Genomic DNA, 18593 nt, shown 5'->3' on the forward strand with positions numbered 1-18593 from the left:
CCTAGACCGCCGCTCCGGCGGCGCCTTTCTTCGCCAGTTCGCGCGCCTCGGCGCTTGCCATCGCAAGCCGGCGCTGGCGCCGGATCTGGAGTTGCTGGTCGGCCAGGACGCCGAGCAGGATCACGGCTCCCATGACGGCGAAGTTCAGCGAACTCGGGATGCCCAGGATGTTCACGAGATTCTGCAGGACCTGGAGGAGAACGGTGCCGAGCACGATGCCCAGGATCGAGCCCTCGCCGCCGCGGAGAGAGCATCCGCCCAGGACGGCGGCGGCGATCGCATAGAGTTCATAGAAGTTGCCATGCGCGGATGGCGAAACCGACTGCGTGTAGAAGACGAAGAAGACGGATGAAATGCCGGCCAGCGTTCCGCCGATCACATAGGCCGCGGTGATCACCATGTTCGTGGGAATGCCGGAGAACCGGGCCGCCTCCTCGCTCTTGCCGACGGCGAACAGGTAGCGGCCATAGACGGAACGGTGCAGCACCACGCCCATCACGGCCGCGACGATCAGCAGGAAGATGAAGGTATGGGGAATGTTGTAGGTCCGGCCGGACATCAGCCATTCCAGGGTCTCGTAGCCATAGCCGTAACCGAAGCCCCGGGTGGAGTCGGCCGTGTACCAGCGCGCGATACCCCGGTACAGCAACAGTCCGCACAAGGTCACGACGAAAGGCTGCATCTTGAGCCGGGTCACCAGAAGCCCGTGGATAAGCCCGAGCACCGATCCGCCGGCGACCGTCAGGAGCAGCGCCACGGGCCACGCAAGCTCGTAATTGACGAGCAGATCGAGAAAGACGATCCCCAGCAGCGCGAACATCGAACCGACGGACAGATCCACCCCGCCGGAGATGATGACCAGGCCGGCACCGATCGAGATCAGGCCGAACAGGCCGATCTGATTGGCGAGGTTCATGAGGTTGATCTGGGAGATGAACTGCGGGTTGATCGCAGCCGTGATGGAGCCGATCACCAGTATCAGGATCAGCAGGCCGAGTTCCTTCTTAAGCATGGGTGACCAGCTCCTCCCTGCCCATGTTCCCCACGGCGAGCGTCAGGACGTTGTGTTCCGAAAACTGGGACCTGTCGAGCAGCCCGCTGATTCGGCCCTCGTGCATCACCGCGATGCGGTCGCTGACGCCGATGACCTCCTCCATGTCGCTGGAGATCATCAGGATCGCCACGCCGGCATCGGCGAGGCCGCGCATCAGGGCGTAGATCTCGCTCTTGGCTCCGACGTCGATGCCCCGCGTCGGCTCGTCGAAGATGATGAACTGCGGGCGCATCGAGATCCATTTGGCCAGGACGACCTTCTGCTGGTTTCCGCCGGACAGGGTGATGGCGTCGGTGTCGATGGACGGCGCCTTGATCGCGAGGGCGCGGCACTGTTCCCTGGCCAGGCTCGCCTCGCGCGACACGTCGACCAGCATGGCCTTGGCAATGCTCCGGAGGTCGGGAAGCGAGATGTTCTCGGCAATGGTCATGTTGAGCAGCAGGCCCGATTTCTTCCTGTCCTCCGGGACGAGGTAGATGCCGCAGGCGATCGCGTCCCCCGGCACCGTGATCGAGAGAGGCTGCCCATCCAGAAGAATGCGCCCCCCCTTGGCCGCATGGATGCCGAAAATGGTCTGGGCGAGCGATGTCCGCCCCGCCCCGACCAGACCGGCCAAACCGAGGATCTCGCCGCGATGCACGGTCAGCGAGACCTCCCGCTCCGGGAAGGCCGACGTGACGAGGTTCTGGAGTTCGAGCCCGCCGTTCCTTCCCCCCGCCTTGGGCGGGATATAGAGGGACTTCAACTCCCGCCCGATCATGAGGCGGACCATCGCTCCGCTCTTGATCTGCGACTTCGGCAGTTCGCCGACCCGGCGGCCGTCGCGCAGTACCACGACCCTGTCGGCGCACTGCTCCACCTCGCCGAGCCGATGGGAGATGTAGATGATGCTGACCCCCGAAGCCTTGAGGTCGGCGATGACGTTCAGCAGGTTGTCGGTTTCGGTCAGCGTCAGGCTGGAGGTGGGTTCGTCCATGATGATGAGGCGTGCGTCCATGGACAGCGCCTTGGCGATCTCCACCATTTGGCGCTGCGCGATGGACAGGGCATCCACGGGGTCGTCAGGACGGAAATCGACGCGGAGCCGCTTCAACAGCGGCTTCACGCGCTGGTGCAGGGCGGTATTGTCGATGAGGTTGAGGATGCCTCCCCTCCGGGGTTCCCGCCCGATGAAGATGTTCGCCGCGACATCGAGGTTCTCGAACAGGTGCAGTTCCTGATGGACGAACGCGATGCCGGCGCGGGCCGCATCCTTGACGGTCAGCGTGGACCTTGGAACGCCGTCGATGACGATCGAGCCCGACGAGGGCGAGACGACGCCCCCCAGGATCTTCATCAATGTGGACTTGCCGGCGCCATTCTCGCCGATGAGGCCCACGACCTCACCGTGCCCGACCGAGAAATCGACACCGGCCAGCGCCTTGACGCCGGGGTACGTCTTCGTGATCGAACGGAGTTCCAGTAGGGTATTCGACATGCGCGAACCTCGTTCGCACGCAAGGAACGGCATTCCCTGCGATGGCCACTATCCGAAGGACGGCAAAGGGCCCGGCATCCCGATGCCGGACCCTTCAGGAACTACTTTTTCAGAAGTTCCCTGATCTTGGCCGCGAAATCCTTGACGTTGGACTTGTCGATCACCTGGGTGGGAATGATCTTCTGCTTGTTCTCGGGGATGAAGGACCGATCGCCCTCGATGTATTTGGCGAGATAGATCATGGATTGGTAGCCGAACTCGTAGGGCTGCTGGACGACGGTCGCATCGATCACGCCCTCGGAAATGCCCTTGAGGGTCTGCTGGTCCTCGTCGAAGCCGACGATCTTGAGCGAGCCTTCCTTTCCGGCCGCCTTCACCGCGTTGTAGATCTGCGGCGTGTTGTAGGCCCACAGACCGACCAGGAGGTCGATGTCAGGGTACTTCGTCAGCGTGTCCTCGACGTTGGCCTTCGCCTTTGCCTGGTCGCCGCCATCCGTCCGGACGTCGATGATCTCGATCTTCGACCCGGCTATCGCCTCCTTGATGCCCTGCAGCCGCTCGCGCGCATTGGCTGCATCGAGGGTGCCGACGAAGACCATCGCCTTGCCGCCGTCCGGAAGTGCCTTCATCATCTGCTCGCCGGCCTGCCGGCCGGCGGCCACGTTGTCCGTCCCGATATACAGCGCGCGGTTCGACTGGGGGGCGTCCGCGTCCTGGGTGAACAGGGCGGCCTTCGCAGCGACCTGGTTCAGGATTTCCGTCGAGTTGTCGGGATTGACGGGGCTGATCGAGACCCCGGCCACGCCTTTGGCGAGAAGGTCTTCCAGGATGCGCTTCTGCGCCGCGGCGGACATCTCACCGGGGATGTAGAACTCGATATTGTAGTTCGGAAGTTCGTTCTGGGCCTTCTCGGTGCCACGACGGGCGATCTGCCAGAAATCCGCGGGGACATTGACCACGAAGGCCAGGGTCTTCTTTTCCTGGGCGAAAGATGGCTGGGTCGTCATGACGCCGGCCAGAACGGCGACAGCCATACCGGCCAGGGCGCTCTTCATCTTGAACATGGCGTTTCCTCTAGGTTGCTTGTTATTTTATTTTAATTTCACTAACCTAACGCTTCGCCAAACTCCGACATGCGCGTTTGCCGCGTCGATCCGGAGCTTGTTCCTCCTTGGCCGCCAATTTCACGATGCAAGGCTGCCTCGCGTCAATGATTAATTAGACCCTCAGTATAAAGAGCCATCGACTCCTCCCAGGGCGGCGGACACCCTTGTCGGCCGCCCGGTCCTGGACCCGACACCAACAGGAAAGCCGATCGCCTCCGTGTCGCGATCGACGGCGCATCTCCCGGCGGCAGTCACGGGGCGGACGCCGATGCCGACCGGAATGGAACCGCCGCCGTGCGGTATGGATGCTCTGGACTGAACAAAAAAACCCTGTTTCCGTTCAGTCCTTGAAACGATCGTCCAAATGATCGCTTGGCGCCGCAATGGGGGAACATCGGCCTGCCGGCCACCGGTGCCGGCTGCGTTACGCGGATCGCCCCCTGGGGCGAGGGAGAGCTCGCGCATAATCGAACCAAAACAAGAGGGGCCCGACATGGGAGGACCGCAGATGGGAACCGAGCCGTACCAGCAAGGCGAGTATGACGAGTATGCCGAAGCCGCCGCACCCAATTCGCGGCAGGCGAGACTCCTCTGGGGCATGCGGGCTTTCGGGCTGATCGCGGCCTTCGCGGTCTGGCTCGCCATGGGGCGCTCGGAAGGGCTGTCGCCCGACGCGCGATGGGTCGCGGCGATCGGCACGCTCATGGCGATCTGGTGGATGAGCGAGGCCATCCCGCTCTCGGCCACGTCACTGCTGCCGATCGTGCTGATCCCGATGTTGACCGAGCGGACCGTCAGCGAGGCGACGGCGCCCTACGCCAGCTCCATCGTCTTCCTGTTCCTCGGCGGCTTCCTGATCGCCATCGCCATGGAGAAATGGAACCTGCACCGCCGCGTGGCACTGCTGACCCTGGCCCGTGTCGGGGTCGAACCCCGTCGGATCGTGCTGGGGATGATGCTCTCGACGGGCTTCCTGTCCCTGTGGGTGTCCAACACGGCGACGACGCTGATGATGCTGCCGATCGGACTGTCGGTGCTCACCCTGGTCGTGGAACACAGCCCGACGCGGCAGAACGCCTCCGATGTCGAGGCGCTGCAGAGGGGAGCCCGCATCTCCGACGTCATCGAGGACGACAACATCAGACGGTTCGGCGTCTGCCTGATCCTCGCCATCGCGTGGTCGGCGACCATGGGCGGGCTCGGAACCCTGCTCGGCAGCCCGCCCAACGCCATCGTGGCCGGCTACGCCGCCGACGAGCTCGGCCGCAACATCGGTTTCCTGGAGTGGATGATGGTCGGCCTGCCGCTGGCCCTCGCCTTCATCCTCATCGGCTGGGTCCTGATGACCCGGGTGCTCTATCCGTTCAGCCTGGAGCAGATTCCGGGAGGCCGCGAGATGATCGACAAGGAGATCCGCGATCTCGGTCCGCTCAGCCAGGGCGAGAAGGTCGTGATGACCGTCTTCGGCGCGGCGGCATTCCTATGGGTCGTGCCGGGCGTCCTTGCGGCCATTCCCGGCCTGGAGGGCCGGCTCGGGCCACTCGGCGAACTCAACGATACCGCGATCGCCATTGCCGCCGGCATAGCCCTGTTCATTATTCCCGGCCGGGGCCGGACGGAGATGACCCTGAACTGGAAGGATGCCGAGAACGGGCTGCCATGGGGCGTGCTTCTCCTGTTCGGCGGCGGCCTCAGCCTTGCCAGCGCCGTCGGGGCTTCGGGTCTCGACAACTGGTTCGGCCAGCAGGTGGTCGGCCTTGGAGCGCTTCCCATCATCCTGCTGGTCGCGGCGGTCACCGCGATCGTCCTCTTCCTGACCGAGGTCACCAGCAACACCGCGACCGCCGCGACCTTCATCCCCGTGCTCGGGGGCGTTTCGGTCGGCATCGGAGCGGATCCGCTCACGCTGCTGATCCCTGCCGCCCTGGCCGCGACCTGCGCCTTCATGCTGCCGGTCGGCACGCCGCCGAACGCGATCGTCTTCGGCACCGGCGCCGTGACCATAGGGCAGATGGCGCGGGGCGGCTTCGTCCTGAACCTTATCGGGATCATACTGATCACCGCTTTCTGCTACGTCCTGGGCGGCTTCGCCCTCGGCCTGAAGTTCTGAATTCCCAGGAGCGGGAGGGAGATCGTTGAAGCCGCGCGGAGGTCGGCGCGGACGGCGGCGCTCCCTCCCGCCAGGCGGTCGGCTGGGCGGCAGCCCCTCCTTCGAGCCACGCCGCCCCTGGGTCAGGCGACCGCAGGCAGGCGCGCGATGACCTTGATCTCGAAGTCGAAGCCCGCCAGCCAGTTCACGCCGACCGCGGTCCAGTTCGGATAGGGCGGTTCGCCGATCACCTCCTGCCGCACGGCCATGACGGTCTCGATCTGCGCCTGCGGGTCGGTGTGGAAGGTGGTCACGTCCACAACATCCTGGAAAGTGCAGCCAGCCGCCTTCAGGACCGCCGCGAGGTTGTCGAAGGCCAGCCGAACCTGACGTTCGAAATCGGGCTCGGGCGATCCGTCCGCCCGGCTGCCGACCTGGCCCGAGACGAACAGGAGGTCGCCCGAGCGGATCGCCGCGGAGTAGCGGTGCTTCTCGTAAAGCGCATGCCGGCCGGGCGGGAAGATCGCTTCGCGTCGTGTCATCGTTTCATTCCTTTTTCAAAGGGGACAGGCCGGGCCGGCTGGCGCGGCGGTGTTGCCCACCAGGGGCGGGGCACGTGCCCGGGGCTCACGGGTCCGCAAGCTCCTCCGGGGTTCACGAACGGCGCATCGCATTCATATACGCTTCGTATGTGAAAAGAGAGCATACATGCGCCCCGTATGTCAACTAGCATGCTGCTCGCAGTTCGATCGGTCGGAGGTGAGGGTGGCAACAGGACGGCGCGCCGAGATGATGGAGGAGACCCGGGCCAAGCTCATCAGGGCGGCCCGGCAGGCTTTCGCGGTCAAAGGCTATGCGGCGGCGTCGATGGACGACCTCACCGCCGAGGCGGGCCTGACGCGCGGCGCGCTCTACCATAACTTCGGCGACAAGAAGGGTCTGCTCCAGGCGGTGGTCGACCAGATCGACGCGGAAATGGCCGAGCGCGCGCGCGCCGTCGGAAGCCGGGCCGGAAACGACTGGGACGGGCTCCTGGCGGAAGGCGTCGCCTATATCGAGATGGCATTGGAGCCCGAGGTCCAGCGCATCGTGCTGCTGGACGGACCGGCCGTCCTGGGCGACCCCTCCGCCTGGCCCACCCAGAACAGCTGCCTGCAGACAACGACGCGAACCCTTCAGGCGCTGATCGCGCAGGGAACCGTCAAACCGGTCGACCCTGAAGCTGCCGCCCGGCTCATCAACGGGGCGGCGCTCAATGCCGCGCTCTGGATCGCCGCGGCCGACGACCCGCACAGCGTCTACGAGAAGGCCGTCGAGGCCTTTCGCCATCTGGCGAGCGGACTCCTGCGAACCGGGAGGTGACGGCAGGACTGGACGCGACGTTCCGGAGCGAAGCCCGCAGAGGCAGTCCGGATCATCGGAACCGCGGGCCGTGATGACCGGCGCCGGACATGCCTGGACTTACCGGACCGGTTGGTCGATCGGGCCGGAATGCGTTTTTCCGCGGATTAGGCATCCTGCGGTTCATCAGCCTCTTCGGGGATCAAATCCCCTGGCGTATGGTTGACATCAGGCTATCTGAGGCAACCCGAACCACATGTGGGAGGAGTCAATGACCGGTGGTAATATCGCTTATCTGATGCTCGTCGTCGGATCTTTCCTGGCTTTCAGCGGAGCCCTGTACTACGGCAGCACGCGGACCCTGGAAGCCGAGAGCGACCCGAGGATGCCGACCGGAAAGACCAATCCGGACACCCTGCACGACCACGACCAGATGTGAGCTTTCCGCAAGAGGCGTGATTCGGCAGGGTTCGCCCGTGCTTTCGTTAGGGAATGTGATCCCGCCTGCCGGACGGTGAGCCGGAAGGGGAAGCCGCTCCACGGGACCGGCTTCCCCCTGCCCCTTTCCTCTCCTTCCGCCCCCGCGCACCGGTGCCCGGGTCGGTCCGCCCTTCCGTGCACGGGCTACACGATGCCGCCGGCCCCGCCGAAGCCACGCCCACGGCTCCCGGCCCAGGGGATCGGCGAGAAGTTCAGGTGATCCTCGACCTTCTGGACGCCCGGCACCGTCTCGGCGGCAACCCTCAGGGCCTTGCGCTCGGTGTCCGAACCGACGAAGCCCCAGAGTTGTGCGACTCCGTCGGACACGACGATGCTCAGCTGCGACACCCGCGCCCAATCCTGCCCGTCCAGGTTGGCCATGATCCTTTCGCGAAGCTCGCGGTCGTTGGCGCTGATGGAGGCCCCTGTCCTCGGCGAGGAGGCGAGGACCACGCGGAGCAGGTCGGAGCGCGAGACGATGCCGACCAGCCGGTCGCCGCGCAGTACCGGCACGCGCTTGATCCGCCGCTTCTCCAGGATGCGGACGATCTCCTCGGCCGGCGTGTCCTCCGTGACCGTGGTGACCTCGCGGGTCATTATGTCCCTGGCGTGGATGGCGCGGGTCTTGATGAACTCGGCCGCGTCCTTTCCCGAGCCGTCGAACAGCCTGGTCCACCAGGAGCGGTGCCCGTCGCTGACCGCGGCGACCCGGTGGATGATGTCCCCTTCGCTGATGATGCCCAACACCCGCCCGTCCGCGTCGGTCACCGGCACGGCGCTGATGTGCTTGGTCAGCAGGCACTCCGTGATCTCGTGGATCAGGCTGTCGGCTGCCACCGTCTTGAGGTGGGTCGTCATGATGTCTCTTGCGCGCAATCCTGCCTCCCTGACATTTCGTATTTCTGATACGGAAACCGAAGGGACCGCCTCGTTATGGTCCCCTCGATCCATGCCCATGGCATTGGTCCGGCTGGCTTTCCGTTCTTCACGAGACGGCCTGGTGATCAGCCCAGGAACTGGTAGTAGAGGACGTAGAGTGTCAGCAGCACCAGGCTGATCGTGCCAGCCCATGCCCAGGCAAACTGGAGCTTGCTCGGCAGATGTTCACGCTCGAAATCCGAGGTGAAGTTGTCTTTGATCGCCTTGATGGTCAGCCAATACAGGATCGGCGAGAAAAGCAGGGCCATTACCGAGGCGACCTGGACGACGAAGATGGGCTCGGGCAGGCCGAAGACCACGGCGATGCCGGCCACCAGCCAAGTGACCTGCATGCCTCGGTACAGCAGCTTGCGCATGCGCGGGTTGTCCCAATCCCGCTTCAGGCGGACGGCGCATTCCTCGAAGATGCGGGCTTGACCATCGAAGTAGGTGAAGACGGTCGAGAACAGGGCGGCCACGCCGCCGGCGATGATGACCGGGAAGATCCAGGCGCCGAAGGTATCGGTGTAGATTCGGGCGATCGTCACGCCCATCTCGCTGCCCCTGGGAACTAGCCCCAGCGGGTTCAGCACGGCCGCGCCCACGATCAGGAAGACCATGCCCGACAGCATCGAGATGATATAGCTGATGTTCATGTCGCGCTTGAACAGGATCAGGCTGTTCTTCATGTAGTTCGGGTCCATATGCACCGTGTGCCCCTGGGCCCGCATCTCGTTCACCTTCACCATGCCGGCTTTCTTGTCCACGGCCCAGTTCGACTGCATGGGCGCTACTTCCAGCGTCGTCGGGAAGTAGCCGAACATGGCGCCGAACAGCAGCATGGCGCCGATCGGCGGCAGGGTCGGCAGCAGGCGCGACAGATACTCGGCCGGAGGCGTCGCCTGCAGGGCGAACGCCACGAAGCAGGATACGGCGAAGACGATGATCAGGACCTTGCAGATGCCCTCGACCGACTTGTAGCTGCCGAGCCACAGGATGGCGACGGTGCCGACCAGGATGGCGACTGCCCACATTTCGAGCGGAATGAAGGGAAAGGCCGCCCACATCAGGGCCGCGCAGCCGAGCGCGCGCCCGGCGATGCCGACGGTGTTGGCGAAACCCTGGAAGATCATGAACCAGAGCGGCCAATTGCCCACCCGGTGGTAGGCGTTGATGATGGTTTCGCCCTTCACCATCGTGTAGCGGTGGGCGAACTCGAAGGCGCAGTACTTGATGATATAGGCGGCCAGGATCACCCAGAGAAGATCATAGCCGAAACGAGCGCCGGCGGTCGGCGCGTGCATGATATGGCTGGCGCCGATACCTGTCATCGCCGCGGCGATGCCCGGTCCCATGGCCCGCCACGTGTCGCGGACGCCCGTTCCCGGAGCTTTCAGGGTAACGGTTTTCAGATCGTCCGTCGGGTTTTCCTTGGCCACGACGGCGGCCGGCCTCAGACCCTTGTCTGGATCTCCTGGAAGCGCTCTGACGGTCATTTTTCCTCCCAAAGATTATTTTTGTGCGCAGGGGCCAGTGCTGCCGAAGGATTGTTGCCCTTGCTGGTATACTAAATGCAATATACAAAGCCTGCCGGTCTCATCCACGGTTTTATTCCGCATCGCGAAAACGGTTGTCGGTCCGATGACGAAATCTTCGGATTTGATGGAAGTTCGATTGGGGACGTTTGGCCAAAGCGGAACCAGGCAGCCTCTGCCCATTCCGAAACTGCGGCATGTGTGGGCGCCGGTGACGGTCGGGGCCTGCCCCCTGAAGGAGAGGGCAGCAACCGTATTGCCGTTGTACCGAGGATCCACAGGGATATCTAATCGCGAGGCAGGCTGGTTTCGTGCCTGTGAGCGATCTTCAAGCGATGCCTGTTGATGACCCTTGATCAGACGCTGACGCTTGCCATCCTGTTCGGGACGATGGCGCTGTTCATCTGGGGGCGCTGGCGGCACGACCTTGTGGCGATGGTAGCCTTGATGGCGGGAGTGACCGCCCTTGTAGTCCCCGTCGGCGAGGCATTCTCCGGTTTTGGGCATCCTGCGGTCGTCACCGTCGCGGCCGTTCTGGTGCTGAGCAAGGGCCTGTCGAACTCGGGCGCGATCGACATCCTGGCGCGCCATGTCCTGCCGGCCAGGGCGGGAGCGACGATGCTGATCCTGGCCATGTCCGGACTGACTGCGTTCCTCTCGGCCTTCATGAACAATGTCGGTGCCCTGGCCCTGATGATGCCGGTGGTGATCCAGGCGGCCCGGAAGAACGAGATCCCCGTCGGATACCTGCTGATGCCGGTCTCCTTCGGGTCGATACTGGGCGGCATGACGACGCTGATCGGAACGCCGCCCAACATCATCATCGCTGGGTTTCGCGACCAGGCCGGCGGCAGCCCGTTCGGCTTGTTCGACTTCACGCCAGTCGGGGCGGCCGTGGCTCTGGCCGGCATAGCTTTCCTGTCCCTGGTCGGGTGGCGACTTCTTCCCGTATCCGCGCGACGCAGCCGGACCGGCGGGCAGCTTTTCGACGTGGGCAAGTACCTCACGGAGATCCTGGTGCCCGACGGGAAGCTCGCCGGTCGATCGCTGGCCCAGTTCGAGCCTGAGTTGGTCGAGGTGGGTGGTCAGATCGTCGGGCTGGTGCGCGATGACGAGCATATCCTGGCGCCCCGGGCTTGGCGCCGTATCCGGCCTGGAGACATCCTGGTGGTCGAGGCCGAGCCCGCCGCCCTGACCGATATCGTGACCGCCTACGGGCTGGAACTTGTGGACGACCGCCGCATCAGCCAGGAAGACCTGCAGTCCGACGAGATGGAGTTGATGGAGGTCGCCGTTCGTCCGGGCAGCCTGCTGGCGGGCCGCACCGCGGCGGGCATCCGCCTGCGCTCCCGGTTCGGCATCAACCTGCTGGGCCTGTCGCGCCAGGGCCGCCAGACGTGGAGCCGCCTGCGGGACCAGAAGTTCTCCGCAGGCGATGTCCTGATGCTGCAGGGTCCTGCCGGCCGCCTTGGCGACTTCATCGCGGATACCAACTGCGTTCCCCTCGTCCAGCGGACGTTGAAATTTCCAAGGCGTGGCCAGACCATCCTGGCCGTTTCCATCATGGGCACCGCCATAGCCACCATCACGGTTGCCGGAGTCCCAGCGGAGATCGCCTTCGTCGCGGCCGCCGTGCTGTTCGTCCTGGCGGGCCTGGTCAGGCTCAGGAACCTTTACGAGGCCATCGACTGGTCGGTCATCGTCCTTCTTGGCGCCCTCATCCCGCTGGCAGTGGCGATGGAGACGACGGGTGCCGCGGCGTTGCTGGCGCAGACGATCGTCGGATATCTGGCCGGCGGATCCGCGGTAGTGGCGCTCATTCTCATACTGGTCGTGACGATGACCCTGTCCGACCTCATGAACAACGCGGCGACCGCCGCCGTGATGGCGCCGATAGCCATCGTGGCGGCCGGGCAGATGGATGCCAATCCGGACTCCTTCCTGATGGCTGTGGCCATCGGGGCGTCCTGCGCGTTCCTGACGCCGATCGGGCACCAGAACAATACCTTGATCCTGGGTCCCGGCGGATACCGGTTCGGCGACTACTGGCGGATGGGCCTTCCGCTGGAGATCATCGTCACCGCCGTCGGAGTCCCGGCGATCCTGCTGGTCTGGCCGCTTTGACACCGCGGTACGCCGAACCGATTCATCAGGTATCCATAAAGTAAACAGGGATCTACTCTCCTGGTAGAGGCAAGAATACAAGCATAGACGTTGCGCTCCGTCCTCGGCGGTGCGATGATCTCTCCACCGCCAGTTGCCAAACTACTCTATCGTTTCACCTGAGACGAATGAGATCGGATGCGCCCTGGTGACGTGACGGGAACGCTGCACGAGGAGGCAGCAAGATGATCCCGAGTGAAGTCTTGGCAGCCTGGGTCGTGGCCGTAACGACCGGAGCCACGGCATTGGGCGGACTTTCGGTGTTTGACGTCCATCATCCGTCCGGCGGCATGGAAGCTCGATCCCAGCCGCTCCATCACCCCGCCGAAAGCACGGTCCGGCGGCCCCTTCCCCTCGACCTGGCCTGGAGATCCCGCCTGGAGGCTACCGGGAGCTTACCGGCTCGCCCAGGGGCGACTCCCGTGGAGTGGGACGACGATGACGATCAAGGGGATGAAATCGATCGGCACGACAGGAGAGATGAACCACCCGAGGGACCGCTTGCGACAGCGTACAATGCCGCCGTGTTCCTGAGTCCGTAGACTAAGCGGTGCGACGTCGTCTCGAAAATGTCGGTCACATCGGCCGTCGATGTTCCGCTTTTCTCTTCGGCGGAGAACGCCGCCAAGTCCTGACCGGGTTTTTCGGCTGATCCTACCTTGATCCGAAGCGCTGATCATTCGCGGGGCCGGACAGCTCAGCCAGGGCTTACCCAACGAACCGGTGCCCTTTGACAGCTTCGTCAAGGGCATCCCGACCATACGGCGACACAGCGATGCTTGGCTTGCGATATGGAAAGTCCAATGATCCATCTATCCTCGCCTACGGCTGGATTCCCTCCGGGCGATACAGCCTCATCTCTCCGGTCCGCGGGTCTGGAGGTCATCTACATCGTGGGAGAATGCCCGATCCGGCTCCGCAGTCGCGACATCAGTCCGCCGCGGAGCCATGCCAAAGCTGTCCTGGTCGTTCTGACCGCGGACGAGGCGTACTGGGCGAGCCGGATCGCCGACGCGATCGAGGCCTGGGAGACTGCCCGTCTGAGCCGTGATCCATTTTGGATCAAGGCCGTCGCCAAGCGGATCGGACGGCTTGCCCGGACCAGCAACGGGCTGATGATCTTCACGCCTCCGGCGGCGTGACAGCCGGCGTGCCGGCCATGACGGGTGTGATACGGGGCGAGCAGGAGGCTGCCATGTGGAGGAAGGTACTCGTTGTTGCCGTAGCCCTGCCCCTTTCCGGCGGTCCGGCCTGGGGTCAGGAAAAGGCGACGCCGCAGCAGGTGGTGCAGAAGGTCCGGCAAGCCGCCGGTTATCTGAGCCAAAAGAAAGAGGCCGGCCTCGCGACTTTCAAGAATCGGCGATCCGACTACGTATGGGCCAACAGCTATGTCTTCGTGATCGACTGCGAACACAGGAAGGTGGCGGCAAACCCGCTGTTCGGTTTCGTCGGCATGCCGCTGTCCGACCTCAAGGATCCGACCGGCAAGGTGATCGGCCCGATGTTCTGCCCGAGCGGCACAACCGGGGGCTACTGGGTCGAGTATCACTGGCCCAGGGCAGGCCAGAAGCAGCCGGCCCGCAAGCTGACTTACATCGAACCTGTTCCGGATACGCCGTTCACGGTGGGAGCGGGGATCTACGACGACCAGATGACCCTTGCGGATGTCGAAACGGTAAGCGGACGGTGAGGTGGATTGACCGACCGCCCTTTGCCCGCCGGCCTCCGTGCCGCCCCTCCGCTCCTGGAGCGGCACGGAGCCTCAGGTGAACCAGACGCCGTCGGCAACCAGCGGCGCGGTGCCGAGTTGGCTTTCCGCCGATTCAGAGAAATCGACCAGAACGCTCTCCCGGCCAACCCCGGCTTCCAATCGACCGAGATGGAAGGCGAAGCCGTCGGGATCGCCCTGCGTGCCGCGGAGATTGTCGTAGAGTTGATCGACGAAATCAGCATCCGACAGCGTCCCGTACTTCTGCAGGAATTCCGCGGAACCCAGAAAGTCCAGCGCCACGTCGGTCAGAGGAGCGCCGCCATCGAGGCGGTCCACATGGGAGCCCAGCCCGGCAGCGTCGGGCTCGCGGTCGAGCGCGAGCCGGTAAAGCCTGAATGCCTGGACCGCCGTATCGCCATTTTCCAGGGCCAGGGTGCCGTCCGGGAACCGGAGACGCTCGATGCCCTGAAGCGTGTCGGCGCCCTCCGGGCCGGCGATGTCGAGCCGGGCCGCCTGCGCCGATACCGCGTAGACTGCCCGCTCGGCATCGTAAAGGGCCGTATCCGTTCCCGTGCCGCCCAGGAGCCGGTCGTCTCCCGGACCGCCCTCCAGGAGGTCGCTTCCCGCTCCGCCGAACATCATGTCGTTCCCGGCGCCGCCCCTCAGCACATCGCCCTGATCCCTGGAGGTGCCTCGGGGCTCCAGGCGAAACACCTCGCCGTCGATGTCGACGAGATACGGGTTTCCCTCGCCGTCGCTGCCGAACGAGGAGGGACTGTCGATGGTGCCGGCATCAACGGCCAACTGTCCCGTACGCTCGGCGACGGCCGCCCCTCCCTCGGTGGGCCGGAGCGACCACAGACGCCCACTCACGAAATCGGCGAAGAGATACTCGCCCTGCAACGCCTCGGCCCCGCCGCGGTAGACGGTTCCGCCCACTATCGACTGTCCGGCGTCGCGCCCGTAGACATGGAGAGGAGCTACCGTCACGCCAACCGAGGGGGAGCCGGGCTTGAATGCCTCCGGGCCCTCGGAAAAGCTCCAGCCATAGTTTCCTCCGGCAACGCCGAGATTGACCTCCTCCCAGCGGCCCTGCCCGACATCGGCGATCCACAGATCTCCCAGCCCGCTGTCGAAGCCTGACCGCCACGGATTGCGCAACCCCATCGCCCAGACCTCGTCGGCACCGGGGCCGGCCACGAAGGGGTTGTCGGAGGGGATCGCGTAGTTCCGCGCCGGGTCGTCGGGAAAGGCGTCCCCGTCGACATCCAGGCGAAGCATCTTGCCGAGCAGGCTTTCCGGGTTCTGCGCGGCGTTCAGGGGATCTCCGCCGCCGCCGCCGTCCCCGAGCGCCGCGTAGAGATCACCGTCCGGGCCGAAGGCCAGCCAGCCCGCCTTGTGATTGGCGAACTGGTCGGGCTGGTCCACGGTCAGCACCGGGCGTGCGCTCGCGGGATCCGCCGTCGACGGGTCGCCCGGCAAGGTTCGGTACTCCCGGATCTCGGTGTCTCCCCGGGTATTGATCAGGTTGACGTAGAACCGGCCGCTCTGCGTGAAGTCCGGCGCGAAGGCCAGGCCCAGGAGGCCGCGCTCGCCGTCGCTGAGGATCTCGGAGGACACGTCCAGGAACGGTCTTGCCGCCACGGTGCCGGTGGTCCCGTCGAGAACGCGCACCGCGCCGGTCTTCTCGACGACATACAGGGTCGAGGGACCGCCTGGAGCCGCGGTCACGAACAATGGCTGGTCGAACCCCGCCGCCACGCGCGTCGCGTCGATGCCGTCGACGGTGACCGTCGCAGGATCGTATCCGTAGATGAGGTCGCCACCGTCGCTGCCCTGTATGTCGTCTGCCTGGTCGGTGCCTGTGATCTGCTTGCGGATCGGCATGGAGCGGCTCCCGGTGGGAATCCCGATCCGTTGAACGTTTCCCAGACCCCGCCGTTCCAGACCGTTTCAGGAATCTGCTCACCCAAGAGCCGCTTGCGCAATCCGGCGGGCCGGCGGAAGGCGACCCGTGGACCGGGATCCGCCCGAGCCCCCCACTCAGAGGGCGTCGATGGGGATCTTCAGGTAACGCTTGCCGTCGTCCTCCGGCGGCGGCAGCCGCCCGGCCCGGACATTCACCTGGATCGAGGGGATGATCAGCTTGGGCATATCCAGCGTCTTGTCGCGGGCTTGGCGCAGGGCGACGAACTCTTCCTCGCCCACGCCGTCGTGGACATGGATGTTGCGCGCCCTCTGCTGGGCTACCGTGCTTTCCCAGGCGAATTGATCCCGTCCCGGAGCCTTGTAGTCGTGGCCGGTGAACAGCCGGGTCTCAGGCGGCAGGTCCAGGATGCGCCGGATCGAGCGGTACAGGGCGTGGGCGTCGCCGCCGGGGAAGTCGCATCGCGCCGTGCCGTAGTCGGGCTGGAACAGCGTGTCGCCGACGAAAGCCGCGTCGCCGACCACATAGGTCATGTCGGCCGGCGTGTGGCCGGGCGTGTGGATGGCCCTGGCCTCCAGTCCGCCGATCCGGAACCGCTCGCCGTCGGTAAACAGGTGGTCGAACTGGCGCCCGTCGGTGACGAAGGCGGGCTCCATGTTGAACAGGGTCCGGAAGACCTTCTGGACTTCGCGTATGTGCTCTCCGATGCCGATACGGCCGCCCAGCTTCTCCTTCAGGTAGGGGGCGGCGGACAGGTGGTCGGCGTGGATGTGCGTCTCCAGTATCCACTCGGCCGCGAGGCCGCGCTCATGCACCGCCGCGACCAGGCGGTCCGCCGAGGCGGTCGAGGTGCGCCCCGACTTCGGGTCGAAATCGAGCACGCTGTCGACCAGGGCCGCGGCCTTGGTGGCGGGATCGACGACCACGTAGCTGACGGTGTTGGTTGCCTCGTCGAAAAAGGGGATGACGTCCGGTTTCATCATGACCTCCTGTATCGGCCCTTTCGAGGGCTACTCGCGTTGCTGCTTGAACAGGTGGGTCCAGCCGTTATATTAGTCAATGCTAAATTAGACAATGAGCATTGACATGGGAGAGCCGAGCGACGATCCGCTGAACCCGGCCGAGTTGGAAGCGCGGGCCGCTGAGGCCGAAGCGTTCCTGCGGTCGCTGTCGAACCGTCATCGCCTGATGATCCTGTGCTCGCTCGTCGAGGGCGAGATGCAGGCAGGCGAGCTGGTCCGGCGGCTGGGCCAATCGCAGTCCAACGTGTCCCAGCACCTCGCCAAGCTGCGCGAAGAGGGTCTCCTGGCGACCCGGCGCGAGGGCGTCGGAATCCATTACCGCATCGCCTCCGAGCGGGTCCGCCCGATCCTGGCCGAGTTGCACCGCCTTTTCTGCGCCGACCGCCGAACCGGCTGACGCCCTTTCCCGTTCCCCACAGCCCGAGCGTGCCCCGATGCAAGAACTCCTCACGATCCTGTCCGGCTCGCTGGTCGGCTTCACCCTCGGCCTGATCGGCGGCGGCGGGTCGATCCTCGCCGTGCCGCTTCTGCTCTACGTGGTCGGCGTGCCGGACCCCCACGTCGCGATCGGCACCAGCGCGGTGGCGGTCGCCGTGAGCGCCTTCGCCAACCTCGCCCAGCACGCCCGCGCCGGGACGGTGAAGTGGCCGTGCGCCGCCACCTTCGCCGCCGCCGGCGTTTTCGGGGCCCTGGTCGGCTCGACCATCGGAAAGGCGGTGGAGGGCGAGAAGCTGCTGTTCCTGTTCGCGCTGGCGATGGTCGCGGTCGGGGTTTCCATGCTGCGCCGGCGGGGTGGCGAGGGCGATCCCGCGGTCCGCATCGACCGGCGGATCGCGGTCCGGCTGCTGGCCATCGGGTTCATGGTCGGGACCGTGTCGGGCCTGTTCGGGATCGGCGGCGGCTTCCTGGTCGTGCCCGGCATCCTGTTCGGCAGCGGCATGACGGTGCTCAGCGCCGTCGGTTCCTCCCTGTTCTCGGTCGGCGCCTTCGGCCTGACCACCGCAGCCAACTACGCCGTTTCCGGTCTGGTCGATTGGACGATCGCGGGCCTGTTCATCGCGGGCGGGCTGGCGGGCGGCTTCGCCGGGCTGAAGGCCGCGGTCCGGCTGTCCACCAGGAAGGGGGCGCTGACCCGGATCTTCGCCGGCGTGATGTTCGCCGTCGCGGCCTACATGCTGTACCGGAACGCGGGCGCCTTCGGGCTGCTCTGACCGCCCGGAAAGGAGACCCCTTACTGGGAGCCGCCGCCGGGACCGCCGCCGCCGGGACCGCCGCCGCCCGAGCCACCTCCGCCGCCAGGTCCCATGCCCATTCCCTGCCCCATGCCCATGCCGCCATGGCCGGGCATCGGGGGAGGTTCATCGGGCAAGGTGACGCCACGCTCCTTGGCGCGGGCCTGCATCTGGCGATGATGTTCCTGGCGCAACTGCTCCCGTTCCTCCGCGGACTTGGCCTGATGCATGCGGTTGCGATGATCCGCCCGCTCCTGCTGGGTCATCATCTGGCTCCCATAGATCGGCGTATCGTCCGCCGGGGGCGACTGCGCGAGGACTCCTCGGGAGGCCGGCAGGGACAACGCCAAGGCAACCATAAATACTGTGGGAATACGCATGGTCGCGCCTTCTTCCTGAAAAGGATTGAGCCTCGCTTCAGTGTCGTCGCGCATTCAAGTCATGGAATTAAACTGGATCAAGTCGGCGCGCGTCGCAGCCGTTATTCCGCTCCAGCCTACAGGGCATGGAATGCCGACCTAAACAGGATCGGCGTTTT

Annotated in this window: 17 protein-coding genes; 8 read left to right on the top strand and 9 right to left on the bottom strand. The window is 65.2% G+C overall.

Annotated features, from left to right (window positions below; translation table 11 throughout):
* Position 1 precedes the first annotated feature (1 nt).
* From JL101_RS20910 to JL101_RS20920, 3 genes are all read right to left on the bottom strand, one after another.
* The gene (locus JL101_RS20910; protein WP_203096516.1) at positions 2-1012 is read right to left on the bottom strand and encodes an ABC transporter permease; all 1011 of its coding nucleotides are present in this window, start codon (positions 1010-1012) and stop codon (positions 2-4) included.
* Complete coding sequence (locus JL101_RS20915; RefSeq protein WP_203096515.1) at positions 1005-2531, bottom strand: sugar ABC transporter ATP-binding protein; 1527 nt, start codon at positions 2529-2531, stop codon at positions 1005-1007. Before JL101_RS20915 ends, JL101_RS20910 begins: the two co-directional genes overlap by 8 nt.
* A 101-nt stretch (positions 2532-2632) precedes the next feature.
* Positions 2633-3595 (bottom strand): sugar-binding protein, encoded by a 963-nt coding sequence (locus tag JL101_RS20920; protein WP_228435027.1) that lies wholly within the window; start codon positions 3593-3595, stop codon positions 2633-2635.
* Between the two features lie 550 nt (positions 3596-4145).
* Between JL101_RS20920 and JL101_RS20925 the strand changes: the two genes are divergently transcribed.
* Positions 4146-5747 carry an SLC13 family permease gene (locus JL101_RS20925; RefSeq protein ID WP_203096514.1) on the top strand — a complete coding sequence of 534 codons (1602 nt, stop codon included), beginning with the start codon at positions 4146-4148 and terminating at the stop codon, positions 5745-5747.
* A 122-nt stretch (positions 5748-5869) separates the two neighbouring features.
* Here JL101_RS20925 and JL101_RS20930 read toward each other — a convergent pair whose 3' ends face one another.
* Complete coding sequence (locus tag JL101_RS20930; protein ID WP_203096513.1) at positions 5870-6268, bottom strand: RidA family protein; 399 nt, start codon at positions 6266-6268, stop codon at positions 5870-5872.
* A 223-nt stretch (positions 6269-6491) separates the two neighbouring features.
* On the opposite strand from JL101_RS20930, the gene JL101_RS20935 reads away from it, so the two are divergent.
* Both JL101_RS20935 and JL101_RS20940 read left to right on the top strand, forming a co-directional pair.
* Positions 6492-7088, top strand: coding sequence for a TetR/AcrR family transcriptional regulator (locus JL101_RS20935; RefSeq protein ID WP_228435029.1), 597 nt, complete (start codon positions 6492-6494; stop codon positions 7086-7088).
* Positions 7089-7338: 250 nt separating this feature from the next.
* The gene (locus JL101_RS20940; RefSeq protein ID WP_203096512.1) at positions 7339-7506 is read left to right on the top strand and encodes a hypothetical protein; all 168 of its coding nucleotides are present in this window, start codon (positions 7339-7341) and stop codon (positions 7504-7506) included.
* 185 nt (positions 7507-7691) lie between these two features.
* On the opposite strand, the gene JL101_RS20945 is transcribed toward JL101_RS20940, so the two are convergent.
* On the bottom strand, positions 7692-8405 hold the full coding sequence (locus JL101_RS20945; protein WP_203096511.1) for a CBS domain-containing protein: 714 nt from the start codon (positions 8403-8405) through the stop codon (positions 7692-7694).
* A 146-nt stretch (positions 8406-8551) separates the two neighbouring features.
* Positions 8552-9961, bottom strand: coding sequence for an Nramp family divalent metal transporter (locus tag JL101_RS20950; protein WP_203096510.1), 1410 nt, complete (start codon positions 9959-9961; stop codon positions 8552-8554).
* Positions 9962-10345: 384 nt separating this feature from the next.
* Between JL101_RS20950 and JL101_RS20955 the strand changes: the two genes are divergently transcribed.
* The 3 genes from JL101_RS20955 to JL101_RS20965 all read left to right on the top strand — a co-directional run bounded on the left by JL101_RS20955 (position 10346) and on the right by JL101_RS20965 (position 13853).
* Entirely contained in the window at positions 10346-12124 is a 1779-nt protein-coding gene (locus JL101_RS20955; protein WP_203096509.1) for an SLC13 family permease, read from the top strand.
* Between the two features lie 932 nt (positions 12125-13056).
* A complete protein-coding gene (locus JL101_RS20960; RefSeq protein ID WP_203096508.1) occupies positions 13057-13305 on the top strand; it encodes a hypothetical protein in 249 nt (82 codons plus the stop codon).
* A 53-nt stretch (positions 13306-13358) separates the two neighbouring features.
* Entirely contained in the window at positions 13359-13853 is a 495-nt protein-coding gene (locus JL101_RS20965; RefSeq protein ID WP_203096507.1) for a cache domain-containing protein, read from the top strand.
* Positions 13854-13925: 72 nt separating this feature from the next.
* Here the strand turns inward: JL101_RS20965 and JL101_RS36815 are convergent, their stop codons facing one another.
* On the bottom strand, positions 13926-15761 hold the full coding sequence (locus JL101_RS36815) for a PQQ-dependent sugar dehydrogenase (protein ID WP_203096506.1): 1836 nt from the start codon (positions 15759-15761) through the stop codon (positions 13926-13928).
* A gap of 156 nt (positions 15762-15917) precedes the next feature.
* Positions 15918-16784 carry an MBL fold metallo-hydrolase gene (locus JL101_RS20985; RefSeq protein WP_456115336.1) on the bottom strand — a complete coding sequence of 289 codons (867 nt, stop codon included), beginning with the start codon at positions 16782-16784 and terminating at the stop codon, positions 15918-15920.
* 103 nt (positions 16785-16887) lie between these two features.
* Here JL101_RS20985 and JL101_RS20990 point away from each other — a divergent pair, with 103 nt between their 5' ends.
* Together JL101_RS20990 and JL101_RS20995 are read left to right on the top strand one after the other, a co-directional pair.
* Entirely contained in the window at positions 16888-17220 is a 333-nt protein-coding gene (locus JL101_RS20990) for an ArsR/SmtB family transcription factor (protein WP_203096505.1), read from the top strand.
* Positions 17221-17257: 37 nt separating this feature from the next.
* Positions 17258-18034 (top strand): sulfite exporter TauE/SafE family protein, encoded by a 777-nt coding sequence (locus tag JL101_RS20995; RefSeq protein ID WP_203096504.1) that lies wholly within the window; start codon positions 17258-17260, stop codon positions 18032-18034.
* A 20-nt stretch (positions 18035-18054) separates the two neighbouring features.
* Here the strand turns inward: JL101_RS20995 and JL101_RS21000 are convergent, their stop codons facing one another.
* Positions 18055-18324: a hypothetical protein gene (locus JL101_RS21000; RefSeq protein WP_203096503.1), complete on the bottom strand. Its 270-nt coding sequence runs from the start codon at positions 18322-18324 to the stop codon at positions 18055-18057.
* Positions 18325-18593 lie beyond the last annotated feature (269 nt).

It is taken from the genome of Skermanella rosea (assembly GCF_016806835.2).
Taxonomy (GTDB): Bacteria; Pseudomonadota; Alphaproteobacteria; order Azospirillales; family Azospirillaceae; genus Skermanella; species Skermanella rosea.

Excerpts from the sequence above, each read along its gene's own strand:
- JL101_RS36815 (WP_203096506.1), bottom strand. The coding sequence starts at position 15,761 with ATGCCGATCCGCAAGCAGATCACAGGCACCGACCAGGCAGACGACATA.
- JL101_RS20930 (WP_203096513.1), bottom strand. The coding sequence starts at position 6,268 with ATGACACGACGCGAAGCGATCTTCCCGCCCGGCCGGCATGCGCTTTAC.
- JL101_RS20945 (WP_203096511.1), bottom strand. The coding sequence starts at position 8,405 with ATGACGACCCACCTCAAGACGGTGGCAGCCGACAGCCTGATCCACGAG.
- JL101_RS20985 (WP_456115336.1), bottom strand. The coding sequence starts at position 16,784 with ATGATGAAACCGGACGTCATCCCCTTTTTCGACGAGGCAACCAACACC.
- JL101_RS20990 (WP_203096505.1), top strand. The coding sequence starts at position 16,888 with ATGGGAGAGCCGAGCGACGATCCGCTGAACCCGGCCGAGTTGGAAGCG.
- JL101_RS20955 (WP_203096509.1), top strand. The coding sequence starts at position 10,346 with ATGACCCTTGATCAGACGCTGACGCTTGCCATCCTGTTCGGGACGATG.
- JL101_RS20925 (WP_203096514.1), top strand. The coding sequence starts at position 4,146 with ATGGGAACCGAGCCGTACCAGCAAGGCGAGTATGACGAGTATGCCGAA.
- JL101_RS20940 (WP_203096512.1), top strand. The coding sequence starts at position 7,339 with ATGACCGGTGGTAATATCGCTTATCTGATGCTCGTCGTCGGATCTTTC.
- JL101_RS20965 (WP_203096507.1), top strand. The coding sequence starts at position 13,359 with ATGTGGAGGAAGGTACTCGTTGTTGCCGTAGCCCTGCCCCTTTCCGGC.
- JL101_RS20920 (WP_228435027.1), bottom strand. The coding sequence starts at position 3,595 with ATGTTCAAGATGAAGAGCGCCCTGGCCGGTATGGCTGTCGCCGTTCTG.
- JL101_RS20995 (WP_203096504.1), top strand. The coding sequence starts at position 17,258 with ATGCAAGAACTCCTCACGATCCTGTCCGGCTCGCTGGTCGGCTTCACC.
- JL101_RS20950 (WP_203096510.1), bottom strand. The coding sequence starts at position 9,961 with ATGACCGTCAGAGCGCTTCCAGGAGATCCAGACAAGGGTCTGAGGCCG.
- JL101_RS21000 (WP_203096503.1), bottom strand. The coding sequence starts at position 18,324 with ATGATGACCCAGCAGGAGCGGGCGGATCATCGCAACCGCATGCATCAG.
- JL101_RS20915 (WP_203096515.1), bottom strand. The coding sequence starts at position 2,531 with ATGTCGAATACCCTACTGGAACTCCGTTCGATCACGAAGACGTACCCC.
- JL101_RS20910 (WP_203096516.1), bottom strand. The coding sequence starts at position 1,012 with ATGCTTAAGAAGGAACTCGGCCTGCTGATCCTGATACTGGTGATCGGC.